This is a genomic window from Rhodoferax sp., assembly GCF_028714215.1.
GTDB lineage: Bacteria > Pseudomonadota > Gammaproteobacteria > Burkholderiales > Burkholderiaceae_C > Rhodoferax.
Genome location: NZ_JAQTMS010000017.1, coordinates 47353 through 67947, shown reverse-complemented (window position 1 = coordinate 67947; position 20595 = coordinate 47353). Strand labels below are relative to the sequence as shown.

Here is a 20595-nt window from a genome sequence, read left to right as displayed (position 1 = left end):
TAATACTCGGTCCTCACGGTTCTGATAATCGTTTCATTTTGGCACCAGACATCATCACCACCTTGCGCCTAAACGGGCGCCTGCAGGCGGGCAAACTCCTCAAGTCGCTGGGGGTCAGCCGCGCCACGCTGATGCGCCTGGCGCGAGCCGCCGGCGACCAGGTCATCGTGCGCGGCAACGCCCGGCGCACCACCTACGCCGCACGCCGCGCGCTGCGCGGCTCCATTGCGGCGCTGCCGCTGTACCGCGTCGACCAACGCGGGCTCGTACAGGAAATCGCCCGGCTGGACCTGACTTACCCGGACGGCTGCGCCGCCGAGTTCCTGGCAGAGTTCGACTGGCCGCTGGACCAGGACATGCAGGCGGGCTGGTTCGACGGCCTACCCTACCCACTGAGCGACATGCGGCCGCAGGGCTTCCTTGGCCGCAATTTCGCACGCCATTACGCCGAGATGCTGCAGGTTCCTGTGAACCCGACAGACTGGTCCGACGACCATGCACTGCATGCGATGTCGCTGCTGGGTGCCGACCTGCCAGGCAACCTCATCGTTGGCGAGCCGGCTTGCCGTCAATGGCTGGCTCGGCTGCAGGATGCACATTTGGGCCGCGGCGAGGCGCCGGTGGCGGAGCACGAGGTGGAGCAGGTCTACGCCCGCTTGGCCAAGACCGCCATGGCCCAGGGCGTGGTGGGTTCCTCGGCCGGGGGTGAGTTTCCCAAGTTCGCGGCCGTGCGCCAGTTCGGCGACGGACGGGTGCAGCACGTGCTCGTCAAATTCTCTGGCTCCGACGACTCGACGGGCACGCAGCGCTGGGCCGACCTGCTGGTGTGCGAGCACCTGGCCAGCCTCGCACTGCCGGCACACCTGGACATTGGTGCGGCAAGCTCGCGCATTCGCTACGGCGGCGGGCGCACGTTCCTGGAGGTCGAACGCTTCGACCGGCACGGCCTGCTGGGCCGCTCGGGTGTGACGTCCTGGTCCTCGCTGAACGCCGCGCTGTTCGGCCTGGCCGGTGTGCCCTGGACCGAGGCGGCACTGCAGGTGGCCCGACGCGGCTGGCTGTCAGACTCCGATGCCCAGCAGATCGCGCTGCTGTGGCACTTCGGCCAGCTCATAGCCAACACAGACATGCACGAGGGCAACCTGTCGTTTCAGCCGTCCGCCCACGACGGTCAGGCGGGACTGCGCTTGTCGCCGGCCTACGACATGCTGCCCATGCTCTACGCGCCGGCACGCGGTGTCGAGCTTCCCGAGCGCAGCTTTGAGCCCAAACTGCCGCTACCGGCTGAGCGCGAGGCCTGGGACCGCGCGGCACACGCGGCCATCGGGTTCTGGCAGACTGCCGCGGCCGACGAACGCATCAGCACCGGTTTTCGGGCCATCTGCGCCGACAACGCAGCGGTCCTGCTCAAGCTGATGTCGCGTTGACATTGGACTGCCGGAGAGCGGGTCCACGATTTCCTCCCTACCCGACGTTCAATTTGACGCCCAGCTGGCGAGTCCGGCAGTCACGGCGGCCACGATCAGCTCGGGCCATTGTTTGAAACCTGGGCGGTATTGAGCTCTTGATGAGATTAATCAATAGCGCCAGGCCATCGATGCCTACTATTTGTCCGCACCCTGCGTTGCAGTGTCCCAAGGAGAATTGAGAATGGTTGATCGTCGTGATTTCCTGAAATATTCCGTCTTTACAACAGTGCCGGCCGCCAGCGGCTTGGCCACGGCTGGCTGCGGTGGCGGGCACGGCCCGGTTGCGGGCTATGCCATCGCTTCGGACGTTTTCACAACGCTCGAAAATACGGTCGTGCGGGGGCCAAAGCCGGCCAAAGCTGCCCATCTCTACGAGGTGTCAAAGTTCCGGCAATATGGTTATGGCAACTGGACATTGGGTGGGTCATTGGCGGCGGAAAAGCGCACGGACCTGATGCCCGCTGCGTATGTCGTTCCCGACGTCGGCCGGAAAACCAGATTGCTGAGCTTCTTCACCATCAGCGACATCCACATCACCGACAAGGAATCTCCCAATCAGTTGATCTACCTGGGCAAGCAGACTGAAGCAGTCAGCCCGTTTTCCGCTTCGCTGTATTCGCCTGTGATGATGTGTACCACGCATGTGCTGGACGCGGCAATCCAGACCGTCAATGCCTTGCACGCCAGCAACCCGATTGATTTTGGTCTTTCTCTGGGTGACTGCTGCAACAGCTCCCAGTACAACGAGTTGCGCTGGTACATCGACGTGCTGGACGGCAAGGTCATAAACCCGAGCTCTGGTGAGCGCCTGGGCTCCGACCGCATCGACTACCAGAAGCCCTACCAGGCCGCGGGTCTGAACAAGGCGATTCCCTGGTACCAGACCCTGGGTAACCACGATCACTTCTGGATGGGTTCGATCCCCTTGGACACCCCGCTGCGAGCCGACTTGCGCAAGTCCTACACCAGCACGGAAGTCTTTGCTGCCGGCAATGTTCTGCAAAAGCCCAGCGAGATCAGTGAACACACCCTTTCGATGGGGGTGATCGATGGCTCGACTCCCAATGGCGACATCAAGTACGCTGGCTTGGCGAGCAGTTTTCCGACGGTGCCCACAGTGGCCGCCGATCTGGACCGTCGGGCTACCAACCGGGACGAGTGGATGGCAGAGTTTTTCAAGACCTCCTCCAGTCCGGTCGGACACGGTTTCAATTTGACGGATGCCAAGGCCGGGTTTGCCTGCTACAGTTTTTTACCCAAGTCCAATCTGCCGCTCAAGATGATCGTGCTCGACGACACCCAGCGCGCAGACGACGGTTCGACCGATATTCATGGCCATGGTTTTCTGGACCTGCCGCGCTGGAACTGGCTCAAGGCCGAATTGGCTGCGGGTGACGCAGCGGGTCAGCTCATGATTGTTGCGGCGCACATCCCCTTGGCCGTTGACGAGACCAATCCACCGCCAGTGCCTTCCATTGAAAAACCCATGAGTCCGATGGGTTGGTGGGTCAATCCCGACGCCAGCGCGCCGGTGCAAAATGCCGTCAGTCTGCCCGATCTGGTTGCAGAACTTCACAGTCATCCGAATTTGTTGATGTGGCTGGCAGGGCACCGGCATGTCAACGTTGTCAAGGCTTTTGTGGCCCCGCAGCCTGAAAACAGTTTCTGGCAGGTTGAAACTCCGTCATTGCGGGACTTCCCGCAGCAGTTCCGCACGTTCGAGATTTACTTGAACAGCGACGCCACCCTCTCGATCGTCGCCACCGACGTCGATCCGGCGGTTCAGGACGGAACGCCGGCTGCCAAATCACGCTCCTACGCCATTGCGGCGACGCAAATCGTCAAGGGACTTGATGTGATAGAGGATCGCAACACCACCGGCGATGCCAGCATCCACCGCATGCCCGGCGGGTCTTACAACGCGGAGCTGTTCAAGAAGTTGACTCCGGCGATGGCGCAGAAGCTGCAGCCCTTGCTCCGGACTTAATGGCCTCCCCTATGCGTGGCCTAAACATGTGCCCGGGTTTGTTGCTCGCGCTCCTCGGTGCGGGTTTGTGCTGAACCAGCAGGCTTTGTGTACGCCGTCAGAGGCGAGCAAGCTTGAAAAAGATGGTTCCTACCCTTCCGGGCACACCGCCGTCGGTTGGGGCTGGGCGCTTGTCCTGTCGGAGATTTCGCCAGAACAGACCAATGCCATCGTGGCCCGCGGTCTGGCTTTTGGCGAAAGTCGCAATGCCTGCAACGCACATTGGCACAGCGATGTGGTTCAGGGCAAAACGGTAGCGGCAGCCACAGTAGCGCGCTTGCACAGCGAGGCTACTTTCCGCGCCGATCTGGCAGCGGCCAGGGCCGAACTGCTTGCCGTGCGCAGCAAGGGTCTGAAACCCACTCGGGACTGTGCCGCGGAAGCGGCAGCGCTGGCCGTGCAACCTTCATTGGCTCAATGAACGGGCAATTTGGACGACGTTGCCGGCTGTATGGAATTCAAGGTACCGATACGCGTACAAGGAGTGAGCGATGAAGAAGAAAATCATGGTTTCGATTTTGGTCGGCGTGTCTCTGATGCTGTCATCCTGTGGCGGTAGCTCCCCTCCCGCAGCGGCCACGGGATGGGTCATCGGCCAGTCAATGGATCAAAATCATTTCCCGCCGACCCCGACGCCCAAGATTCTGAAAACCGGCGACGGCGGTGCGTCCTGGACACTGCAAACGCTGCCGGCCCAGAGCGTCGGGTTCAATGGAAACGACATCAGCGCCGTAAACAGTCTGGTGGCCTGGGCGGCAGTGGGTGAGGGGGACGGCGGCGGTATTCTTCATACTGCCGACGGCGGCTCATCCTGGACGTGGCAGGTGCTGCCCGACGGTTTGAGCACCAATCACAGGTACATCAAAAGCATCAAGGCAGTGAGTCCCACCGAGGCCTGGGCGGCCAGCATTGTGGGTGACGTGCTGCATACCACGGACGGAGGAAACTCCTGGGCCATCGTCGCCGTGAAAGACAGCAACGGCAGCATCATTCCGATGAAACAAGTGAATCGGATGGATGTGACGGGTCAGGATATCTGGATCGCCGATTCCCAGGCCGGTAACCTCAGCGCGATCCACTCCGCGGACGCAGGAAGAACCTGGCGGCAGGAACTGTTGCCGGATGACGTCGCAGGCGGTGGACTTCTGGCCATATCGGCGTTTAGTTCAAGTGTTGCCTGGGCGGCGATGCATTGGGAAGGCAATCTCTGGGGCACCAGCGACGGCGGAACTTCCTGGAGTAAAAGCCAGGACACCATTGTTGCAGGGTCGGATTTCGATGATATTTGCGCCTCCGCCGCCAATGTAGTCTGGATCGCCTTCAACAACGGAAATGGTGGTGGCGTGGCCGCGCGCATCACGGTAACCAACGGCAGCTACGTGACCAATTCCTATTCAGATGGAGATTACAACCTGGAGGGAATTTCCGCCATGAGCGACAACCAAACGGCGTGGGTGGTCGGTCTGAAAACCGTTCGCGCCGCTGCTGCACTTCCTCTTGGTGCGATCTATGTCACCCATGACGGTGGAGTCACGTGGCAACCGCAAAATCTGCCGGACAACGCACAGGATGTGATGTTGTGGAAAGTCTCGTTTGTGGGAGCGCGACGTTAACGACAGGCCCGGCCATCATTCGGCCCACAAGATACGGAGCATGCTCCGCATGGCTTGGGAAATGGAAGCGCGTTCATCCTGCCGCCGGGATCGACGATGTTGCTGTGGCGAAGGCACGTTGTTGGTACCCATGTCTGCACCACCCCGCCAGGGGGTCGCCGTGCGGGTTGAAATTTACATTGATTCTTTGACGATGCGACCATTTAGCGGTTGAATGGGACGCGCATTGGCATTGAAAACACGGCGAAATGCCTTGATCTGCGCGGCACCCAGCGTGATGGGCTTCTTCATGACCATCCAGTGCACACCTTCCGAACATGGAGGTGTCGTCAAAGAGCCTTCAAACGCGTAGTAGCCCTTATCGGCGGGAAGCATCGCTGCCAGATTCAATTTGAGGTCATCAACTTGGATTGATTCACCTTGGCGCGGCAGGTGGGCAAACACAGGCTCAAAGGCGGCATGCCTATTGCCAGGCTGCATCAGGATGGCGATCACTGCCAATTCACCAGCAGCATTCTTGTGAACGAAGTGTCCCACCATTGCGGCGCGCTTGCCGTTCACGGCTTCTTCGCTTGGGCTGTGAAAGTGGAATTGAAGAAGTTCATAGGTCGTGTTGCCCACCGTCAATGTTTGCCCGGCGGGCAAATTGACTTGAATGGTGTGCCCGTTGTTGACAAAAGTAGGTGCCGCTTGCGCGTAGCCGAATTGAAGAAGCGGCAAATCCGCTTTCACTGCGTTACGGATGTCGATGGGACTTTGGTTGATCCCCTTGGCGCAGCTCTCGAAGGCTGGATCGAGTTCAGCCCAGTGTGCCGGACCGGCGTGGCTCGACTCATAGCTCCAGTGCGCAGGATGCCCCTGCGCATGCGCCAGAAATCCAGCCAGGAGCAGTATCGCCGCCGAGAGGGCTTTCAAGGCATGGCACATTGTCACACCGGGTCAGTATTTCAAAGTTGCGTAGAGCAGGAAGGAGTTGCTACTCCAGTCGAGCTGGCCGTCGAAGTCCGACTTGGTGGCATTGAGGTTGACTTTGGCGTGCAGGTAGGACAAACCGATACCCCAATTTCGCGTGAACATGTAGTCGGTTCCGAGTTGCAGGACAGTCCACGACCCGTCGACCGATCCGAGCTTGGTCGACAGGCCCATCAGGTTCGAAGAAACCCTCCAGCGGGGTTGGATGTACCAGTCGGCTGACACACCGATCGATGGCAGTGGCAGGGTGCCCGATGCCGATGCATTGACCACCTTGGCGACTCCCCCAGCGGAGTTGGTACCGGTCACCTTGTAGTTGAGATCAAGGCCATACAGACCGAGCACCCCACCTAGTTCAACGGCGTCGGTCTTGTAGAACGAATAACGGTAGTCGGCCAGAAAGTAGTTGCTTTTTGCCTCGGTATTGACCAAGGATCCGGCCAGGATCAGATTGTTTCCTACCGTTATGTCGCTTTCGTTTCTATAGCTGCCACTGCGAGTGGCACCGAAATAGAGCAGGTCAAAGCGATGGCGATCGGCGGCGCGCCAGGTGGCGGAGAGCTCGAGGCCCGAGGTGCGGTTGGGGACTCCATCGCTCTCCATATCAAGCAGGGTGCCAGAGGAAGTTGCACCATCGACAGCGACACGGGTATCAAACCGGTTGACGATACCGCCAACGTTGAACGTGAAGGTGTCCTGACCACCTTTGATGAAATCCTGCGCCAGTGCTGATTGCGCCAGCAGCAGGGCCGATAGCGCGAGTGAAACGCGGGATGCATTGAAGTACTGCTGGCTCAAGAGGTGACGCATATAAAACTTCCAGTAGGTGGTGTCGAAGGGGAAGGTGGTTTGATGGTCGGGTTGGCTATCGGCCATGAATCGAGCCGACCTCGAAATCATGATAGGCGCGCTGGCCCGCCAAACCTTTGCCTGACTGCCAAAAACCTTTGCTGGACGGAAAAATTACTGGATCTGTCGCAGCCCTGGGCCACGGCAGAGAAATATCGGTCGGGCGAAGGGACCAACTCCGCACAAAGTCGCACCCGCTCTTCATGGGGCGATAGAAGGGTCTGGTCGATCATGACCAAAGCACGCCAGGTCCAACGCCGACATACGGGTGAAGATTCAAAGAGGCAGCAGCGCAATCACGGTGAACTGGCCACTCGATGGTGTGGGCGCGGCTGCCATCGGCGAGTTCGAGCGTCGGTAGTCTGTGTCCTTGCGTTTTCTCAAGATGCAATTCTTGGCCATGGATCAAATTGAGGCAACACTGTTTCATAGGGCGTGATCAGCCTCCATCAACTTAAGGAGTAGCCATGATCAACAAGAATCAAGTTCACGGCGTTGTCAAAGATGCCGCCGGCAAAGTCCAGGAGGAAGTCGGAATACTGGTCTGACAGGCCCAAGCAGAGCAAGGCCACCCTTTCAGTTGGCCGGCCACACTGGTTAACCGGAAGGAGTATTGCTGTGATTGAAGTAAAAACCGATCGATTCAAACTGGTCGTTGTATCCGTCACCCTGTTGTTCATGCTGGTTCTCGGCGGCTGCGGTGGCGGTGGCGCTTCACCTGCAGCTCCCTTGCTCAACGCCTCATTCAGAACGGATGTCAGCAAGAATGTGGCAATCAGGTCTGATGCCCTGAACCATGAGTTCCTGTTGCAGGGGAACTTGATCCAACTTACAGACGCCCAGAACTTCAGTGGACTCAAGAGCAGGGTTGTCGTCTTTCAAAAGCAGGCCGGCAAGCTCTTCATGCTGGAATCCCAAGTCGGGCATACCGTGACACCGGATACCCCCTTTGCCATTATTCTGGCCGAATTTCCGATTACCAATGAGGACGGCGGCTGGATCTGGTTCGATTTCAATCAGGGCATGTCCAAGATATTCACGACTGCAGAGATGTATGCGTCCGACTACGAAGGCAGTGCGTACATGCCTTCCTTCCAGGTCGCTTCGATCCGGAGCAGTTACCTGGAACAGGTGGATGACAGCAAGAATAATCGTCTGTCGCTGCGCCAGTCGGCCCAGGTCGACACCAGCAACAACACGGTTCAGAGTGTCGAGGTCCGCTATTACCTCTCCCCCTATCTGCCGGACCCTTCCTTCCAACAGACTGTGTCTCCCGGCTTCACGAATGCCGGCTATTTCGAAGTCATGCCGCAGGATGTAGCGGGTGGTGCCAAGACCAAGGTGTTGGCCATGAAGTGGCAAATGAACAAGGAACCGATCACCTACTTCATCTCCGCTGAAACCCCCCCGGAGTACCGTGATGCCGTCAGGAATGGTGTCCTGTACTGGAACCAGGTCCTGGAGCAGGATGTATTCGCCGTGGCCGACGCTCCGGTGGGTGCTACGGCTCCGGACATGGACCGCAACATCATCCAATGGCTGACGTATGACACGGCCGGATCAGCCTACGCCGACATGCAGGCCGATCCGAGAACCGGCCAGATCCTGCATGCCCAGGTTTTCATGCCAAGCAGTTTCGGGGTCGGTAACAGAAAAGACGCTTGGAGAGCGCTCAAGCTTCTGTCAGCACCAGCATCATCGAGCACACAGATTGCGCTGAAAAACCTCCACACGCCCCGGCTATGCGACTTGTCGGTGAAAGAGGGGATGGTGAACCGGATGACCGCACTGCTGGCAAACAACGCCAGCGATGCGGCGATATTGAAGTCCGCCCAAGCGACAGTGCAGCAGGTTGTGGCTCATGAGGTCGGGCACACCATGGGTCTGCGCCACAACTTTGCCGGCAGTCTGGCCGCCGTTTACAACGGCAAGAAGCACGAGGATCTGTATGCCAATTTTCTGAACAACCAGCCTTACGATACCGGTGTGCTTCCGTCGAGCAGCGTGATGGACTACCACGATTCGATCGAAGAGGTTCTGATCGCCGAGCGCTTCAATACGACAAAGCTGACCCTCCCGCACGATGTGAGCGCCATGAAGTTTCTCTACCAGGAGAAGACTCTGGACAAGAGCATCCCCTTTTGCACCGATACGGACGCAGATGGCAGCATGCAGGACTGCCTGCGCTTTGATCGCGGCCGCTCACCTCTGGAATTCGCGTCCTCGGAAATTGAATACAAACTGAGGGCCGACATTCTGCCCGTCATGTTCTACCTTGACCAGGTGGCAGAGTTGATGGCGAACGCAGGCAGCGTCGCCGATCTGCACCCGTCGCCGCTCCAGATGGCAAAAAGTTTGCTGAAAAACAAACCCTTGCTGCTGACACCCTTCACCCAGACCGGGTTTTATGCGCGCACGCTCAAGAGTTTCTATCCCGGTACCCAGCTCAAGGATGCCGACCCCACCGAGCTGCGTGCAGCGGTCATGCCCGTCGTGCGGTCAGATCTCGATGCATGGATCCAGTCCAACCCCTTGGGGATCACATCATTGACCGGGATGTTCAGGACTGTCGATCCGGCCTGGAAGGATGCCTGGATCAAGCGTTTCAACACGCTCACAGAAGACCCGGCCTTCTATACGATCGTTGACCAGGACGGCAACAGCAGAACCTTTACCGCTGAAGAACGTGCACAACTGCGGACCATGGCGGCCGACTTCTTCAGCAAACTGATTCCCGCGCTGGCGACAGAAGACATCAGACTGTTGTCATCGGTCACCAGCAAAATCGATTTGGTGGATGGCCCGGCCGGGAACGCGCTGCTGGCTGCCATGAACTCAACCAGCAAGACATACGTCGAGGCCACGACGGGAACGACTCTAAGCGCCACAGTCAACAAGGCCGCGCTGACTTTGCCACTGTTCAGCTATGACTGGTCACTGCGGCTGGATGCCTCGCGCCTGATGAACAGCAGGTCGGTCGGTTCAGCCCTCTGGTGGGGGATGCGGGAAACCGAGACCCTCAAGGGATCCCTCACAACGCTACTGAATCAATCGGTCGCGGCAAGCGGTGGCATCTTCGACTCGCCAGTCGTTGCAGATGGTTTTGCAAATCAAAATGTCGGCAATTCCGCTTACCAGTGGTACCTGGAAGGCCTGAGTATCCTTAAGAAAGGTTTCCTGGCTCAATAGAGGTGATGCCGTGCATGCGGCGTGACGATGGTGTGCCAAACCTTTGCCTGACGGCGAAAAACCTTTGCAGGACGGGAAGATTACTGGTTCTGTCACACCCTGGGCCACGGCAGAGAAATATCCGTCGGGCAAAGGTATTGCGTCGGCTGCCAAAGGTTTCCCGCGCCAATGCTCTTAGCATCTTCGAAGCCGGTACGAATCCCCACCCACCATCAGAAGGAGGTTGCCATGTCCAGCTTGCCCAATACCAGAGTCACGCTCATCATGAGACTAAGAACTTTGCTTTCGCCCTTGTTGCTTGTTGCAGCAGCAGCGCTAGGCGTCAACACGGTGGACGCATGCACACGCGTGGTCTATCAGGGACCCAACGGCACCATCATCACCGCCCGTTCCATGGACTGGAATGAAGATATGGGTACCAACCTCTGGATATTCCCCTCAGGCATGGGACGTAACGGCGAAGTCGGACCCAACTCGCTGAAGTGGACTTCAAAATTCGGCAGCGTCATCGCCACGGGATACGACAGTGCAAGCACTGACGGAATGAATGAAAAAGGGCTGGTCGCAAACCTGCTCTGGCTCGCCGAATCAGAATACGGGGTATGGGATCAGAAAAGGGCTGGCCTCACCATCTCGGCATGGGTGCAATACGTGCTCGATTCATACGCTACGGTAGACGAAGCAGTCAAGGGCTTGAGCAAGGGAGAATTTGCCATCGTCACGGGTAACACGCCGGGCCGAACATCGCTCGCAACGCTTCACCTGGCAATCTCCGACGCGACGGGTGACAACGCCATCTTTGAATACCTCGGCGGCAAACTCGTCATCCACCACAACAGGTCCTATCAGGTGATGACAAACTCGCCCATCTTCGAAAAGCAACTGGCACTGAATGAATACTGGAAACAAATTGGCGGAACCGTCATGCTTCCGGGCACAAACCGTGCCGCCGACAGGTTCGTAAGAGCCTCGTTTTACATCAACGCCATACCGCAGACCGAAGACACGCGCGTGGCAGTCGCCAGCGTATTCAGCGTCATCCGCAACGCTTCGGTGCCGTTCGGCATTAGCACACCGGGACAGCCAAACATCTCATCCACAAGATGGCGCACAGTCGCTGACCACAAGAACAAGATCTACTTTTTCGAATCGGCACTCACTCCAAACACGTTCTGGGTAGAGTTCAAAGACATCGACTTTTCCAGGACAGGCAAAGTCAAGAAGCTCAGCATTTCAAACAACCAAACCTACTCAGGCAACACCGCTGACAAGTTCGTGGAAACAAAACCCTTTAGATTCCAGGGCTTGTGAATGCATTGAGAGAACCGATGCGATGCGCATGGTGGCAGGAATGACATGTGGCGAGGTCAAACCGTAAAACAATCCATGGACGACAGGTGTCGGTTCTGCTGGCTCCCAGCGGCGCTGTGGACTGCCTGCGCGCTGATCGTGACGGCGTGCGCCTCGCCTGAGATAACACGTCTGCCCAAAGTGGGCTCGGAGACGACTTGCATCACACCGGCGGTGCAGCAGGACACCGTTGTGGGGGTCGCCCTGTCTGGCGGCGGGAGTCGAGCGGCTCTCTACGCTGCAGCCGGACTGGAGGCCCTGGGCCGGCTGAAATCTCCGCAGGGTGGGTCGTCGGTACTGGAGCAGGTCTCGTACCTCTCCAGTGTCTCCGGAGGCGGCCTGGCGGCGGCCTACTATGCGTTGCACAAGCCTGCGCACGAGACGCCGATGCTCGCCGCGGACGGGACAATGACGCAGGCCTACCAGACCTTTTTCACCGATTTCCAGACCAAACTGGCCCAGGACTTCCAGAGCGCACTGATCTGGCGTCAACTCGGTGCAGGCCGGTTTATCCTGAACTCGGCCCTGGCAGCGCAATCGTTGCACGAAATTCTTGAAGAGAGCCTGCTGGGCCCCGGCACCTTTGCAGATCTGGCGGCGCGACAACAGAGCGGGGATAGCCCCACGTTGCTTATCAACAGCACGCTCTACAACAATGGTCGGCGGTTCATGTTCACCACGCTCACACCCGATGCAGCGCAATACGACTTCATTGCTGATCTGGACCGGTCGCTGATCAGCAGGGGGATCACGCGCACCTACCCGGAGGTGATGAAGAAACGCTGGGAGTCGCTGCTGCCGGTGTCTCCGCTCGAACTGCAGATCGACCCTTGCCCCCTGAAGGTGGCGGTAGCGGTGACGGCGTCCGCCTCGTTCCCGCCCCTGGTGGGACCGATCACGTTCACGGTGGGCGACGAACTGGACTACTGGCATACGGGGGATGGCGGACTCTACGAAAACCTCGGTCTGGAGTCGCTGTTGTTCACATTTCAGAAGCAGATGCAGGACCACAAGGTGCGCCGCGCCCTGATCCTCGCCTTCAACAGTTCCTACCCCTTCTCGGTCGGTTTCAAGCAGCTCAAACAGCGCAGCCAACCCTGGACCCTCTTCAACTACGACTTTTCCCGCATCCCCAAGGTGATGGAGGAACGGGCAACGGCTTATTGGTCTCTCTTCTACCGTAGCCTCCAGATCGAAGGTGTGTTTCCCGATGACGCCAGCCTGCGCATCCTGTTCCTGAACCACGAGAGCGCGCAGTGGGACGAGGATCTCAGCGATCTGCCGGAAGCCTGTCGCCATGAGGATCCCCCTTTGTCCTCGCCAGAGGACGTACAACAGCGCCTTGCCATGATTCCGACCAAGTTCGTGATGGAGTCCGAGTGCGATCGGCACTTGTTACACACCGCCGCGGCGAAGGTGGTCATGCAGAACCGGCAGACGATCCTGGAGTTCCTGGCGGACCGCCCGGCGTCGAAGGGTCCCGCGCAATGAAGCTATTCCGTATCAAACCTGCATTGCGATACTGCATCATCCATTGCATAGGGGTGGTCGCTGTCGCGGCCATGGCCCTGATAGGGGGAGCCTCCAGTGCACAGGCAAAAACCGAGATCACGTTCTGGCATGCCATGGACGGCCAACTCGGTGATGCTGTGAGCGAACTGGTGAGACAGTTCAACCAGAGTCAGGGGGAGTTCCAAGTCAAGGCCGTTTATAAAGGGTCGTACCCGGAGGTCCAGGCCTTGGCTATGTCAGCCTTTCGACAGAAGGCCTCGCCGCACATTGTGCAGGTCTACGAAGTCGGTACCCTGAGCATGATGTTGTCGGATGCCATTGTCCCGGTTCAGCGCTTGATGCGTCAACACGGCAGCGAGCCCAACTGGGACGATTTTATGGAGACCATCGCCGGCTACTACGCCAAGGATGGCAAGCTTGCTTCGATGCCGTTCAACGTCTCTACCCCGATCCTTTACTACAACAAGGACATCTTCAAGAAGGCGGGGCTTGGCGACACACCTCCAGCCACCTGGCAGGAGGTCGAAGCCGCATCCAGAGTGATTCTGGCCACCGGTGCCGCCAGCTGCGGCTTTACCACTTCGTGGCCGTCATGGACGCTGCTCGAGAACACGTTTGCCTGGCACGACCAGCCCTTCGCCACCAATCAGAACGGCTACTCGGGCCTCGATACCAAGCTCCTCATCAATGGTGACTTTGGCCGCATGCATACAGAGGCTCTCACCCGGTGGCAAAAGGAAAGAATCTTCTCCTACGGTGGCCGGTTGGAGGAGGCAGATATCAAGTTCATCAAGCGCGATTGCGCCATGCTCCTGCAGTCGTCCGGGTCCATAGGCAGTCTCAGAAAATCTCTCGGCTTCGACTGGGGGACCGGCCAGTTCCCCCACTGGGGGTGGCCCTATCCGAAGGCCAACACTACTTTGGGGGGCGCCACCCTGTGGGTGATGAGGGGGCACGACCTTGCGAGCTATAAGGGCGTGGTGCTGTTCCTGAGGTTCGTCGCCGAGCCGTCCCAGCAGAGCTGGTGGGCCGCCACCACAGGGTATTTGCCAATCACCAAGGCAGCGGTTAAAAGCCTGGAGGAACAGGCCTTCTACAAGAACAACCCGGAGCAGTGGGCGGGCGTAAGCCAACTGCTGAACGCCCCAGCCACCCAGACCGGTCAAGGTCTGCGCCTGGGCAACTACACCCAGGTTCGCCAGGCCATCGAAATGGAACTGGAGAACATTTTTGCCGGCAAGAAGACCGTCAAGGAGGGGCTCGACGCCGCCGTGCTCAGGGGCAACGCGATCCTCCGACAGTTTGGGGTCACCCATGGAGCGGCTGGCCAAGGCGAGATCTGAGACGGCGATTTTGACTTATTGAAGATCCATATGAATCTTTCAGATCTGGTATTGAGGCATATTGCGTCGAATTCCGATATCACCATCATGGCCGAATTCCTTGCGTTTTTTGCCGTCGCTGGAATTTCGATTTCAGCTCTTTCAAACCGGTTCTTGTTCGGCAGCAAGAACATGGATTCCGATGTGCTCTTTGAAACCGTTGAAAAAAGCATATTTGCCTTTCTGGTCTTCTTGCTGGCGATTACGCTGGGTGACGTGCGCGCCAATTTCAGCAAAGCTCAGGACAGTGTCATCAATGAATCTCTTGAGTTGCGACAGTACATCTTTCTCTTGGATTTGCAGCCGAGCGTCTTCACCCAGCATCAGAAGAAGCAGTTGGAAAGATACGCCAAAGCCGTGGTTGCGGACGAATGGAGTTCGTTGGCGCAAGCCAATCCCATGCTGTCTGTCGAGGTCGAGAAAGCTGTCGTCGAGTTGCGCAATTCAGTGCAAAAGAATGTGCAGGAATCCGGAATGTCGTCCTACTCGGACAAGATCCTGACGTCCTTGAGCAAACTGGAGAATTCCCGGCTCCTGAGATACCAGCTGGCCACGGCTTCGTCGCCACGGGTATTCTGGCTCTATATCGCCGTTCTGATGTTGCTGGGCAGCGTCCTGGTGGGACGCACCAAACTGGATGGGCGACGCGCGGGTGTCCTTGGAGCCTATTTCGGAGCCTTGGGCATGGTCGTCGGGTTGATCATGATTCTGGATCAGCCTTTCAGGGGAGAGACCAGCATCTCAAGCGAACCCCTTCGCAGGGTGATTGAGCAGATGGTTGCAGCCAGGTAAGCCGTCTGGCGCCGGATTGAAGGATTGCACAATGCCGCCGATTAAATTTGGAGCCGCAATGGTCGCAAGCTCATTGCTCTGCTGCGGATACTCTGGCGCCCAGACCACAGTCCCGACCCACTGCACAGCGGCCGAGAGAACGTTCATCACGGCAAAGATGCAGAAGGTTCACACATCGAAAGTCGGCATCACGTACAGCTCGACCGGCAAGGTGCTTTCGATATGCATCAACCCGCAGGGGCCAACGATCACGCAAATGACTTACCGCTATGGCGCGCCTGGCAATGTAGAGTTTGACCAGTCCGCATCGACCGTCTCCAAGATGGCCATCTTCACTCGAAGCACCACTCCGCACACGGGTGAAAACATCATAAGTTTCAATCAAGGCAGCTTCCATTACTACGTTTCCGATGCGCTGGGTCAGGGCAGCGGCGTAAGCCTGGTCGTCTTTGGTAATGGGAAAAAGATCACGGATTTGTTTTCTGGAACCGATGAAGGAACGGACTTCTATTCACTTCGGGATGAATTCGACTTCGATGCGATCAAGTCGCCCGTGCTGGTAAGAAAGGCACCCGTGGACGATCTCAAATGAGGGGGTTATCCATGCGACACCTGCTGCTTTTCACTCTCGCGCTTCTTGCGCTTTGCGCCCGGGCCGATCAGAGTGCAACCGAGCCGCCATTGTCGGAGAAATCAAAAGCGCAAGCCCTTCAGGTTCTCACAGAAGCGCTGGCGGACAAGGCGATCTCCAGGCAACAGTACGACGAAGCCCTTGCATGGGTGCGGTTGAGTCCATGCGATGGCGTCAATCGCAGTCTGAGTGCTGCCCGAAAGCTGCAACTGGGGCAGGCCATTGCAAGGCAACAAAAGCTGAAGAAGGTCGATATCTATCAATCCTTCAGCGAAGCCGGTTGGAGCATCATCTACGTGGGCACCCATGTTTCCGACAATGGGTACTTTTTCTATTCAGGCGATCCACTCGCAGCAGCGCATCCCGTCAACGTATGGGGTGGCGCGGCCATGGTTTTCGAGACCACAGAAATTGCGCAGTGGGTTTCCAGTAACGTCAAAGGCATCCCGGCCCGGCTGGCGAAGTGCTTTGCATGGCATGTGACACTGAACCGCGACGTGTGACGGTCGGAGCCCAGGGGCACAAGCCCGCTGTGTTGCCGCAGCCTACTTCTTTTGGGCCGCGTCAGACTTTTGTATATCAGCGACTTCTTTCTTCACCAGTTCGGCGAGGCAAGTCGTGAACTGTTTTCTGACTTCGCTGTTGGTGATTCCATGGGTTGTGAGATTGGAAATTCTGATCGTTCTTTCCGGTAAGACTTTGTCCAACGAAAACACTATTTCGGCATCCAGGATCGACTTCGATTGCACCGCCTTCATCAGGTCGACGATTTCTTCGCCCTTGGTCGGCGCGTAAACAAAGCAGCTGCTTCCATCACAGGTGTTCGCATCCAGTTGATACTTGCTCAGGTCCAGCCCATTGACCATAAGAGCGGCACGCATTGGATGAAGGGTCCTGGACCCGGCCTGGCGACTGGCCCGATTTACATCGAGTCGCAGGGGCTGCACGTTCAAAATGAAGTTGATCGGCTTGTCTTTGTAGTAGTCGCTGGTAATCGAACCCTGCACAAGTTGCGCATCTCCGGCTTGGTACGGATTCTCCGTATTGGCGACCCGGTACTTGAGCTGGCACCTGCTGGTCTGGCCCCAGCTTGACGCACTCTCAAACTCAAGAAAACTCAGTTCATCAGCGGTTTTCCTGATCTCGTCGTCCAGCGCGTTCTGGCTGTCATAGGTTTGAGCAAAAGCAGATGCGGCTGCGAATGCAATGCCGGCAAGGCTTGTCTTGAGTAAAAGAATTGATGTTTTGTTCATGGTCCTGTTCCTGTTTCACTGTTGATGGTTGTACCGCCACCGGGATGAAGAGGCATCTTTGGCACATCGGCAGGTTTGCTTTGCGCTGACTCACACAGCACCGCCAGCTCTTTGAGATTCCCGCGATCCGCCAACTCTTTGGCCCAATCTGCAAAGCTGCTCCACTGCGCATGCTTCTCGGCCAGCGCGCTGGCCCAGTCGACCAGATCGGAGATGGCGCCCATCCGGATGAGCAGAAGCGCTTCGTCAAGATATTGCGGGTCCGGATAAACCATCGCTGGCGGCAAGATGTCAACATCAGTGCTCTGGCCACTTGTCTGAAGCCCCAGCAAACGGGCCACCGACTGACGCAGCAAAGTGAGGCTGACGGGCTTGGGCAAGATTTCGGAAAATCCATCTTCTCCGTGGCTCGCCCAATCGTGGGTTGCGGTCAACAGCACCACCGGTATCCCTGGCCACTTTGCACGCGCCGCCTTCAACACCGCTTTCCCATCGGCGAATGGCATTTGAAAGTCGGTCAGTATCAAATCCGGCACCTTGGTTTCAGGCTGGTTCAGGCGCACCAACGCCTCCTGTCCATTGCTGATCGGCACCACGATAAAGCCCAGACCGCCCAATTCAGTGCACAACATGCTGCGGATAATGTGGCTGTCCTCCACAATCCAGATTCGGCAGTCGCGTCCGTCAAGGGTGGGCGGAGAGCCTTCATCGAGAATCTGGTTTTGATGCGACAAACTGTCCTCGCTGGACTGCTGCAGCGCGATGCGCACCTGCATGGTTGTGCCCTGGCCAAGCACGCTGGAGGCTTCGATGGAACCGCCCATGCGCTTGATCCACTGCTGCGCAATGGCCAGGCCCAGGCCCAGCCCCTCGTGGTGTTCGGCGCCCTTCAAACGATGAAACGGTTCAAAGATCTGCACCAGTTCTTCCGCGGGAATGCCTGGACCGTTATCGCGCACGGTAAAGAGGAAATGCTGGAGACTAGCGTCATTCGCAGTGTCATCGGTTGACACCGTGACATGGAAATCGATATTTCCGTGGTTGGTGAATTTTGAAGCATTGGTCAGCAGGTTCTCCAGCACCTGCCGTAGGCGCTTGGCGTCCACCTCAATCACCAGGGGAAGGTTGCCAAACACCTTGAAGTCGAAGCTGTTTCCATGCTTGGTGGCCAATGCCCTGGCGTCGGCAGCGATACTGTCGAGCCAGGTCGACGTATAGAGCGGCAATACGAGCAAGGCGTTGGGTTGGGCGCTGCCGCGTGCATAGTCGATCAGGTCGTTGAGCAGGGCCAGCAGATGCTGGGCACTGCGCCGGATGATCCGTCCGTTCTGGGCATCGGTGCGTCCGGCAGCGATGATCATTTCGGCATAGCCAATGATTGCCGTCAGCGGTGAGCGCAAATCATGGCTGATCCGTGCCAGGAAGTCGCTCTTGGCACGGTTGGCATCGTCGGCCGCGATGACCGCGTCCTGCAAAGCGTTGGTGCGGGCATTCACCGCCTCCTCGAGGCGGGCGTGCTGCTGGGCATTGAACTCCAACATGGCGGTCTGGGAATCTGTTTTCGCCTTGTGCTCAGCGATCGAGCGGCGTACCACAAAGTACAGCAAAACCAGGGTGAATCCCAGCAGGATCGATATGGCCAGACTGTCGTGGTCCACCATGATCGGCGCCATCCCCAGCACCGTCAACAAGCGCAGGATCAGGATGACCCACTGGCCGGCAATGGAAATGAAAAATATTCCAACGTTGGGCAGGCGCCGACGCCATGCCAACAGCATGGACAGGGGCCAGATCAGCAAGAACGCCATCAGGAAACTGTTCGTCAGCGTAATAAACAACCGCAGATTGCCAAACGCGGCGCCCAGCGCGATGGCCAGGAAGACCAGCGGTAGGCCCAAGTAGACGTGGCGCCAGAATTTGAGGCGTGAAAGTTCGAGAAAAACGTACATGAACGCGGTGCACACCGCGAGCGCCAGATTAGCCAGCACCGCGGAAGTCCGCAGGCTTGGTTCACCGCCACCGGTCAAGACATAACGATTCAGATATCCACCGTAAGCCAGGTCGTGGAGCGCCGCCAGCAACAACCAGGCGGCCAACAACAGAAGAGGACGGTCCATTCGTGCCAGCGAATGGACCAACAGATAAAGTGCCACCGTCATCAAGGCAGATAGAGGAATCAAATGGGCCAAATCCTTGCGGGCTTCCTGTTCCCGCAAAGCAGCAGGTTCCCACAGTCCGACCTCCATGGACATGGTCGTGCGCCCCTGGATGCGCAGCAGCAAGATCGCCCCCTCGCCGCTGGCCAGTGCGACCGGAAAGACAAAAGTCCTGCCAGCCAGCGGCATCTCCTTGCGCGCATGCACTGCGCCACCCGGCAGGAACAGTTGTACCTGTTCAGCGTCCGGCGCCAGGCGGTAAAAACCGATATCTTCGAGTTGCTGCGAACCCACGCTCAGCCAGCGCGTGATCTTCTCAGGTGCATGGTTGACGACGACCAATCGCAGCCAGAATGCAGAAGTGCTGGTGCTCCTGCTCATCAGGCGCGGCGTGGCTACTTGCCAACCGGGTTGTGCCAGTGCCGTGGCCGGGGATAGTTGGGCAGTCGGATCTTCCAGAATCGCCAATTCTCCCCATACGGCGACCTGTCTGTCTGGCACCCCCAGATCGAGCCCCTGCGCCCGCACCAGGGTGCAGGCCAGCGCGCCCAGGCCAAGAAGAAGGCAGAGCAGGCGGCGCAGCAAGCCCGTGATCATGTGCCTTCCATGGCTCCGGGCGTCGCCTTGCGATACTGGCGCGGTGACAGGCCAAAACGCTCGCGAAATGCCGTCGAGAAGTTGGCCGCGTTGCCATAACCCAGGTCATTGGCGACGGTCTGTACTTCCAGGTCGGTTTCAGACAACAGGTGACGCGCCTCCTTCATGCGGGCCTCGCGCAGATAGTCAAACACCGTAACGCCGACGAATTTACGAAAAGCCTCATTGAGCAGACGTGTATTCGTCCCGACGCTGTGTGCCAAAACTGCCAACTCTGGCGTAGACGCAAGATCTTGCAGGATGCGCCGCTGTGCAGCCAGAAATATCGCTGCTTCGACGGACCCGCTCGGGCCTGTTTCGTCACGTCCGCCGGGAGGGTGCTCGTGGCCGTGCGCGGCGTTCAGTTGAATGCAGATGCGCAAGCGAACCTCGTCAAAATTGAACGGTTTGGTGATGTAGTCCACCGCGCCCTCGAGCAGGCCCTGCACCCGCTCCTCGGGCAAGGCCGCGGCCGTCAGAAAGATCAAGGGAATCGCCATCGTCTTTGGTTCTGCCTTGAGCAAACGGCACGCCGCAATGCCGTCACAAACCGGCATGTGCACGTCCATCAGTATCAAATCGGGCTGGATGTAGATGGCCTTCTCAACGCCATCGCGCCCATCTTCCGCCACGTAAAGCCGATAGCCCTGGCGGCGCAGGTAGTCGGCGAGCAAATGCCGATCTTCCTCGCGATCATCCACCACCAGAATACGTGCGGATCGAGAAGGCGGTGAAGCAATGTTGATCATGCCGCCATTGTTTCAC

General features: G+C 58.1%; 16 protein-coding genes. 11 read left to right on the top strand and 5 right to left on the bottom strand.

Features of this window, described 5'->3' with window-relative positions; all coding sequences use genetic code 11:
- Positions 1-38 precede the first annotated feature (38 nt).
- The 4 genes from yjjJ to PHS32_RS10045 all read left to right on the top strand — a co-directional run bounded on the left by yjjJ (position 39) and on the right by PHS32_RS10045 (position 5108).
- Positions 39-1427, top strand: coding sequence for a type II toxin-antitoxin system HipA family toxin YjjJ (gene yjjJ / locus PHS32_RS10060; RefSeq protein ID WP_301078815.1), 1389 nt, complete (start codon positions 39-41; stop codon positions 1425-1427).
- Between the two features lie 223 nt (positions 1428-1650).
- On the top strand, positions 1651-3456 hold the full coding sequence (locus tag PHS32_RS10055; RefSeq protein ID WP_301078814.1) for a TIGR03768 family metallophosphoesterase: 1806 nt from the start codon (positions 1651-1653) through the stop codon (positions 3454-3456).
- Between the two features lie 67 nt (positions 3457-3523).
- Positions 3524-3916 (top strand): phosphatase PAP2 family protein, encoded by a 393-nt coding sequence (locus tag PHS32_RS10050; RefSeq protein WP_366143471.1) that lies wholly within the window; start codon positions 3524-3526, stop codon positions 3914-3916.
- Between the two features lie 70 nt (positions 3917-3986).
- The gene (locus PHS32_RS10045; protein WP_301078813.1) at positions 3987-5108 is read left to right on the top strand and encodes a YCF48-related protein; all 1122 of its coding nucleotides are present in this window, start codon (positions 3987-3989) and stop codon (positions 5106-5108) included.
- 174 nt (positions 5109-5282) lie between these two features.
- On the opposite strand, the gene PHS32_RS10040 is transcribed toward PHS32_RS10045, so the two are convergent.
- Both PHS32_RS10040 and PHS32_RS10035 read right to left on the bottom strand, forming a co-directional pair.
- Entirely contained in the window at positions 5283-6023 is a 741-nt protein-coding gene (locus PHS32_RS10040; RefSeq protein ID WP_301078812.1) for a carbonic anhydrase family protein, read from the bottom strand.
- Positions 6024-6047: 24 nt separating this feature from the next.
- The gene (locus PHS32_RS10035) at positions 6048-6956 is read right to left on the bottom strand and encodes a hypothetical protein (protein WP_301078810.1); all 909 of its coding nucleotides are present in this window, start codon (positions 6954-6956) and stop codon (positions 6048-6050) included.
- Between the two features lie 591 nt (positions 6957-7547).
- Here PHS32_RS10035 and PHS32_RS10030 point away from each other — a divergent pair.
- The 7 genes from PHS32_RS10030 (at position 7548) to PHS32_RS10000 (ending at position 16288) form a co-directional block, all read left to right on the top strand.
- Positions 7548-10118, top strand: coding sequence for a zinc-dependent metalloprotease (locus tag PHS32_RS10030; protein ID WP_301078809.1), 2571 nt, complete (start codon positions 7548-7550; stop codon positions 10116-10118).
- Positions 10119-10346: 228 nt separating this feature from the next.
- Positions 10347-11429 carry a linear amide C-N hydrolase gene (locus tag PHS32_RS10025; protein ID WP_301078808.1) on the top strand — a complete coding sequence of 361 codons (1083 nt, stop codon included), beginning with the start codon at positions 10347-10349 and terminating at the stop codon, positions 11427-11429.
- Between the two features lie 75 nt (positions 11430-11504).
- Positions 11505-12959: a patatin-like phospholipase family protein gene (locus PHS32_RS10020; RefSeq protein ID WP_301078807.1), complete on the top strand. Its 1455-nt coding sequence runs from the start codon at positions 11505-11507 to the stop codon at positions 12957-12959.
- Positions 12956-14323: a sn-glycerol-3-phosphate ABC transporter substrate-binding protein UgpB gene (gene ugpB / locus PHS32_RS10015; RefSeq protein ID WP_301078806.1), complete on the top strand. Its 1368-nt coding sequence runs from the start codon at positions 12956-12958 to the stop codon at positions 14321-14323. The genes PHS32_RS10020 and ugpB overlap by 4 nt, the downstream gene beginning before the upstream one ends.
- A gap of 30 nt (positions 14324-14353) precedes the next feature.
- Positions 14354-15154 carry a DUF4239 domain-containing protein gene (locus PHS32_RS10010; RefSeq protein WP_301078805.1) on the top strand — a complete coding sequence of 267 codons (801 nt, stop codon included), beginning with the start codon at positions 14354-14356 and terminating at the stop codon, positions 15152-15154.
- Positions 15155-15185: 31 nt separating this feature from the next.
- A complete protein-coding gene (locus PHS32_RS10005) occupies positions 15186-15746 on the top strand; it encodes a hypothetical protein (RefSeq protein ID WP_301078804.1) in 561 nt (186 codons plus the stop codon).
- Positions 15747-15757: 11 nt separating this feature from the next.
- Positions 15758-16288: a hypothetical protein gene (locus PHS32_RS10000; protein WP_301078803.1), complete on the top strand. Its 531-nt coding sequence runs from the start codon at positions 15758-15760 to the stop codon at positions 16286-16288.
- Positions 16289-16330: 42 nt separating this feature from the next.
- Here PHS32_RS10000 and PHS32_RS09995 read toward each other — a convergent pair whose 3' ends face one another.
- From PHS32_RS09995 to PHS32_RS09985, 3 genes are read right to left on the bottom strand one after another with little or no spacing between them, the layout of a single operon-like run.
- Positions 16331-17038, bottom strand: a complete 708-nt coding sequence (locus PHS32_RS09995; protein WP_301078802.1) for a hypothetical protein — start codon at positions 17036-17038, stop codon at positions 16331-16333.
- Complete coding sequence (locus PHS32_RS09990; RefSeq protein WP_301078800.1) at positions 17035-19791, bottom strand: ATP-binding protein; 2757 nt, start codon at positions 19789-19791, stop codon at positions 17035-17037. The genes PHS32_RS09995 and PHS32_RS09990 overlap by 4 nt, the downstream gene beginning before the upstream one ends.
- Entirely contained in the window at positions 19788-20579 is a 792-nt protein-coding gene (locus PHS32_RS09985; protein ID WP_301078799.1) for a helix-turn-helix domain-containing protein, read from the bottom strand. The genes PHS32_RS09990 and PHS32_RS09985 overlap by 4 nt, the downstream gene beginning before the upstream one ends.
- Positions 20580-20595: the final 16 nt, after the last annotated feature.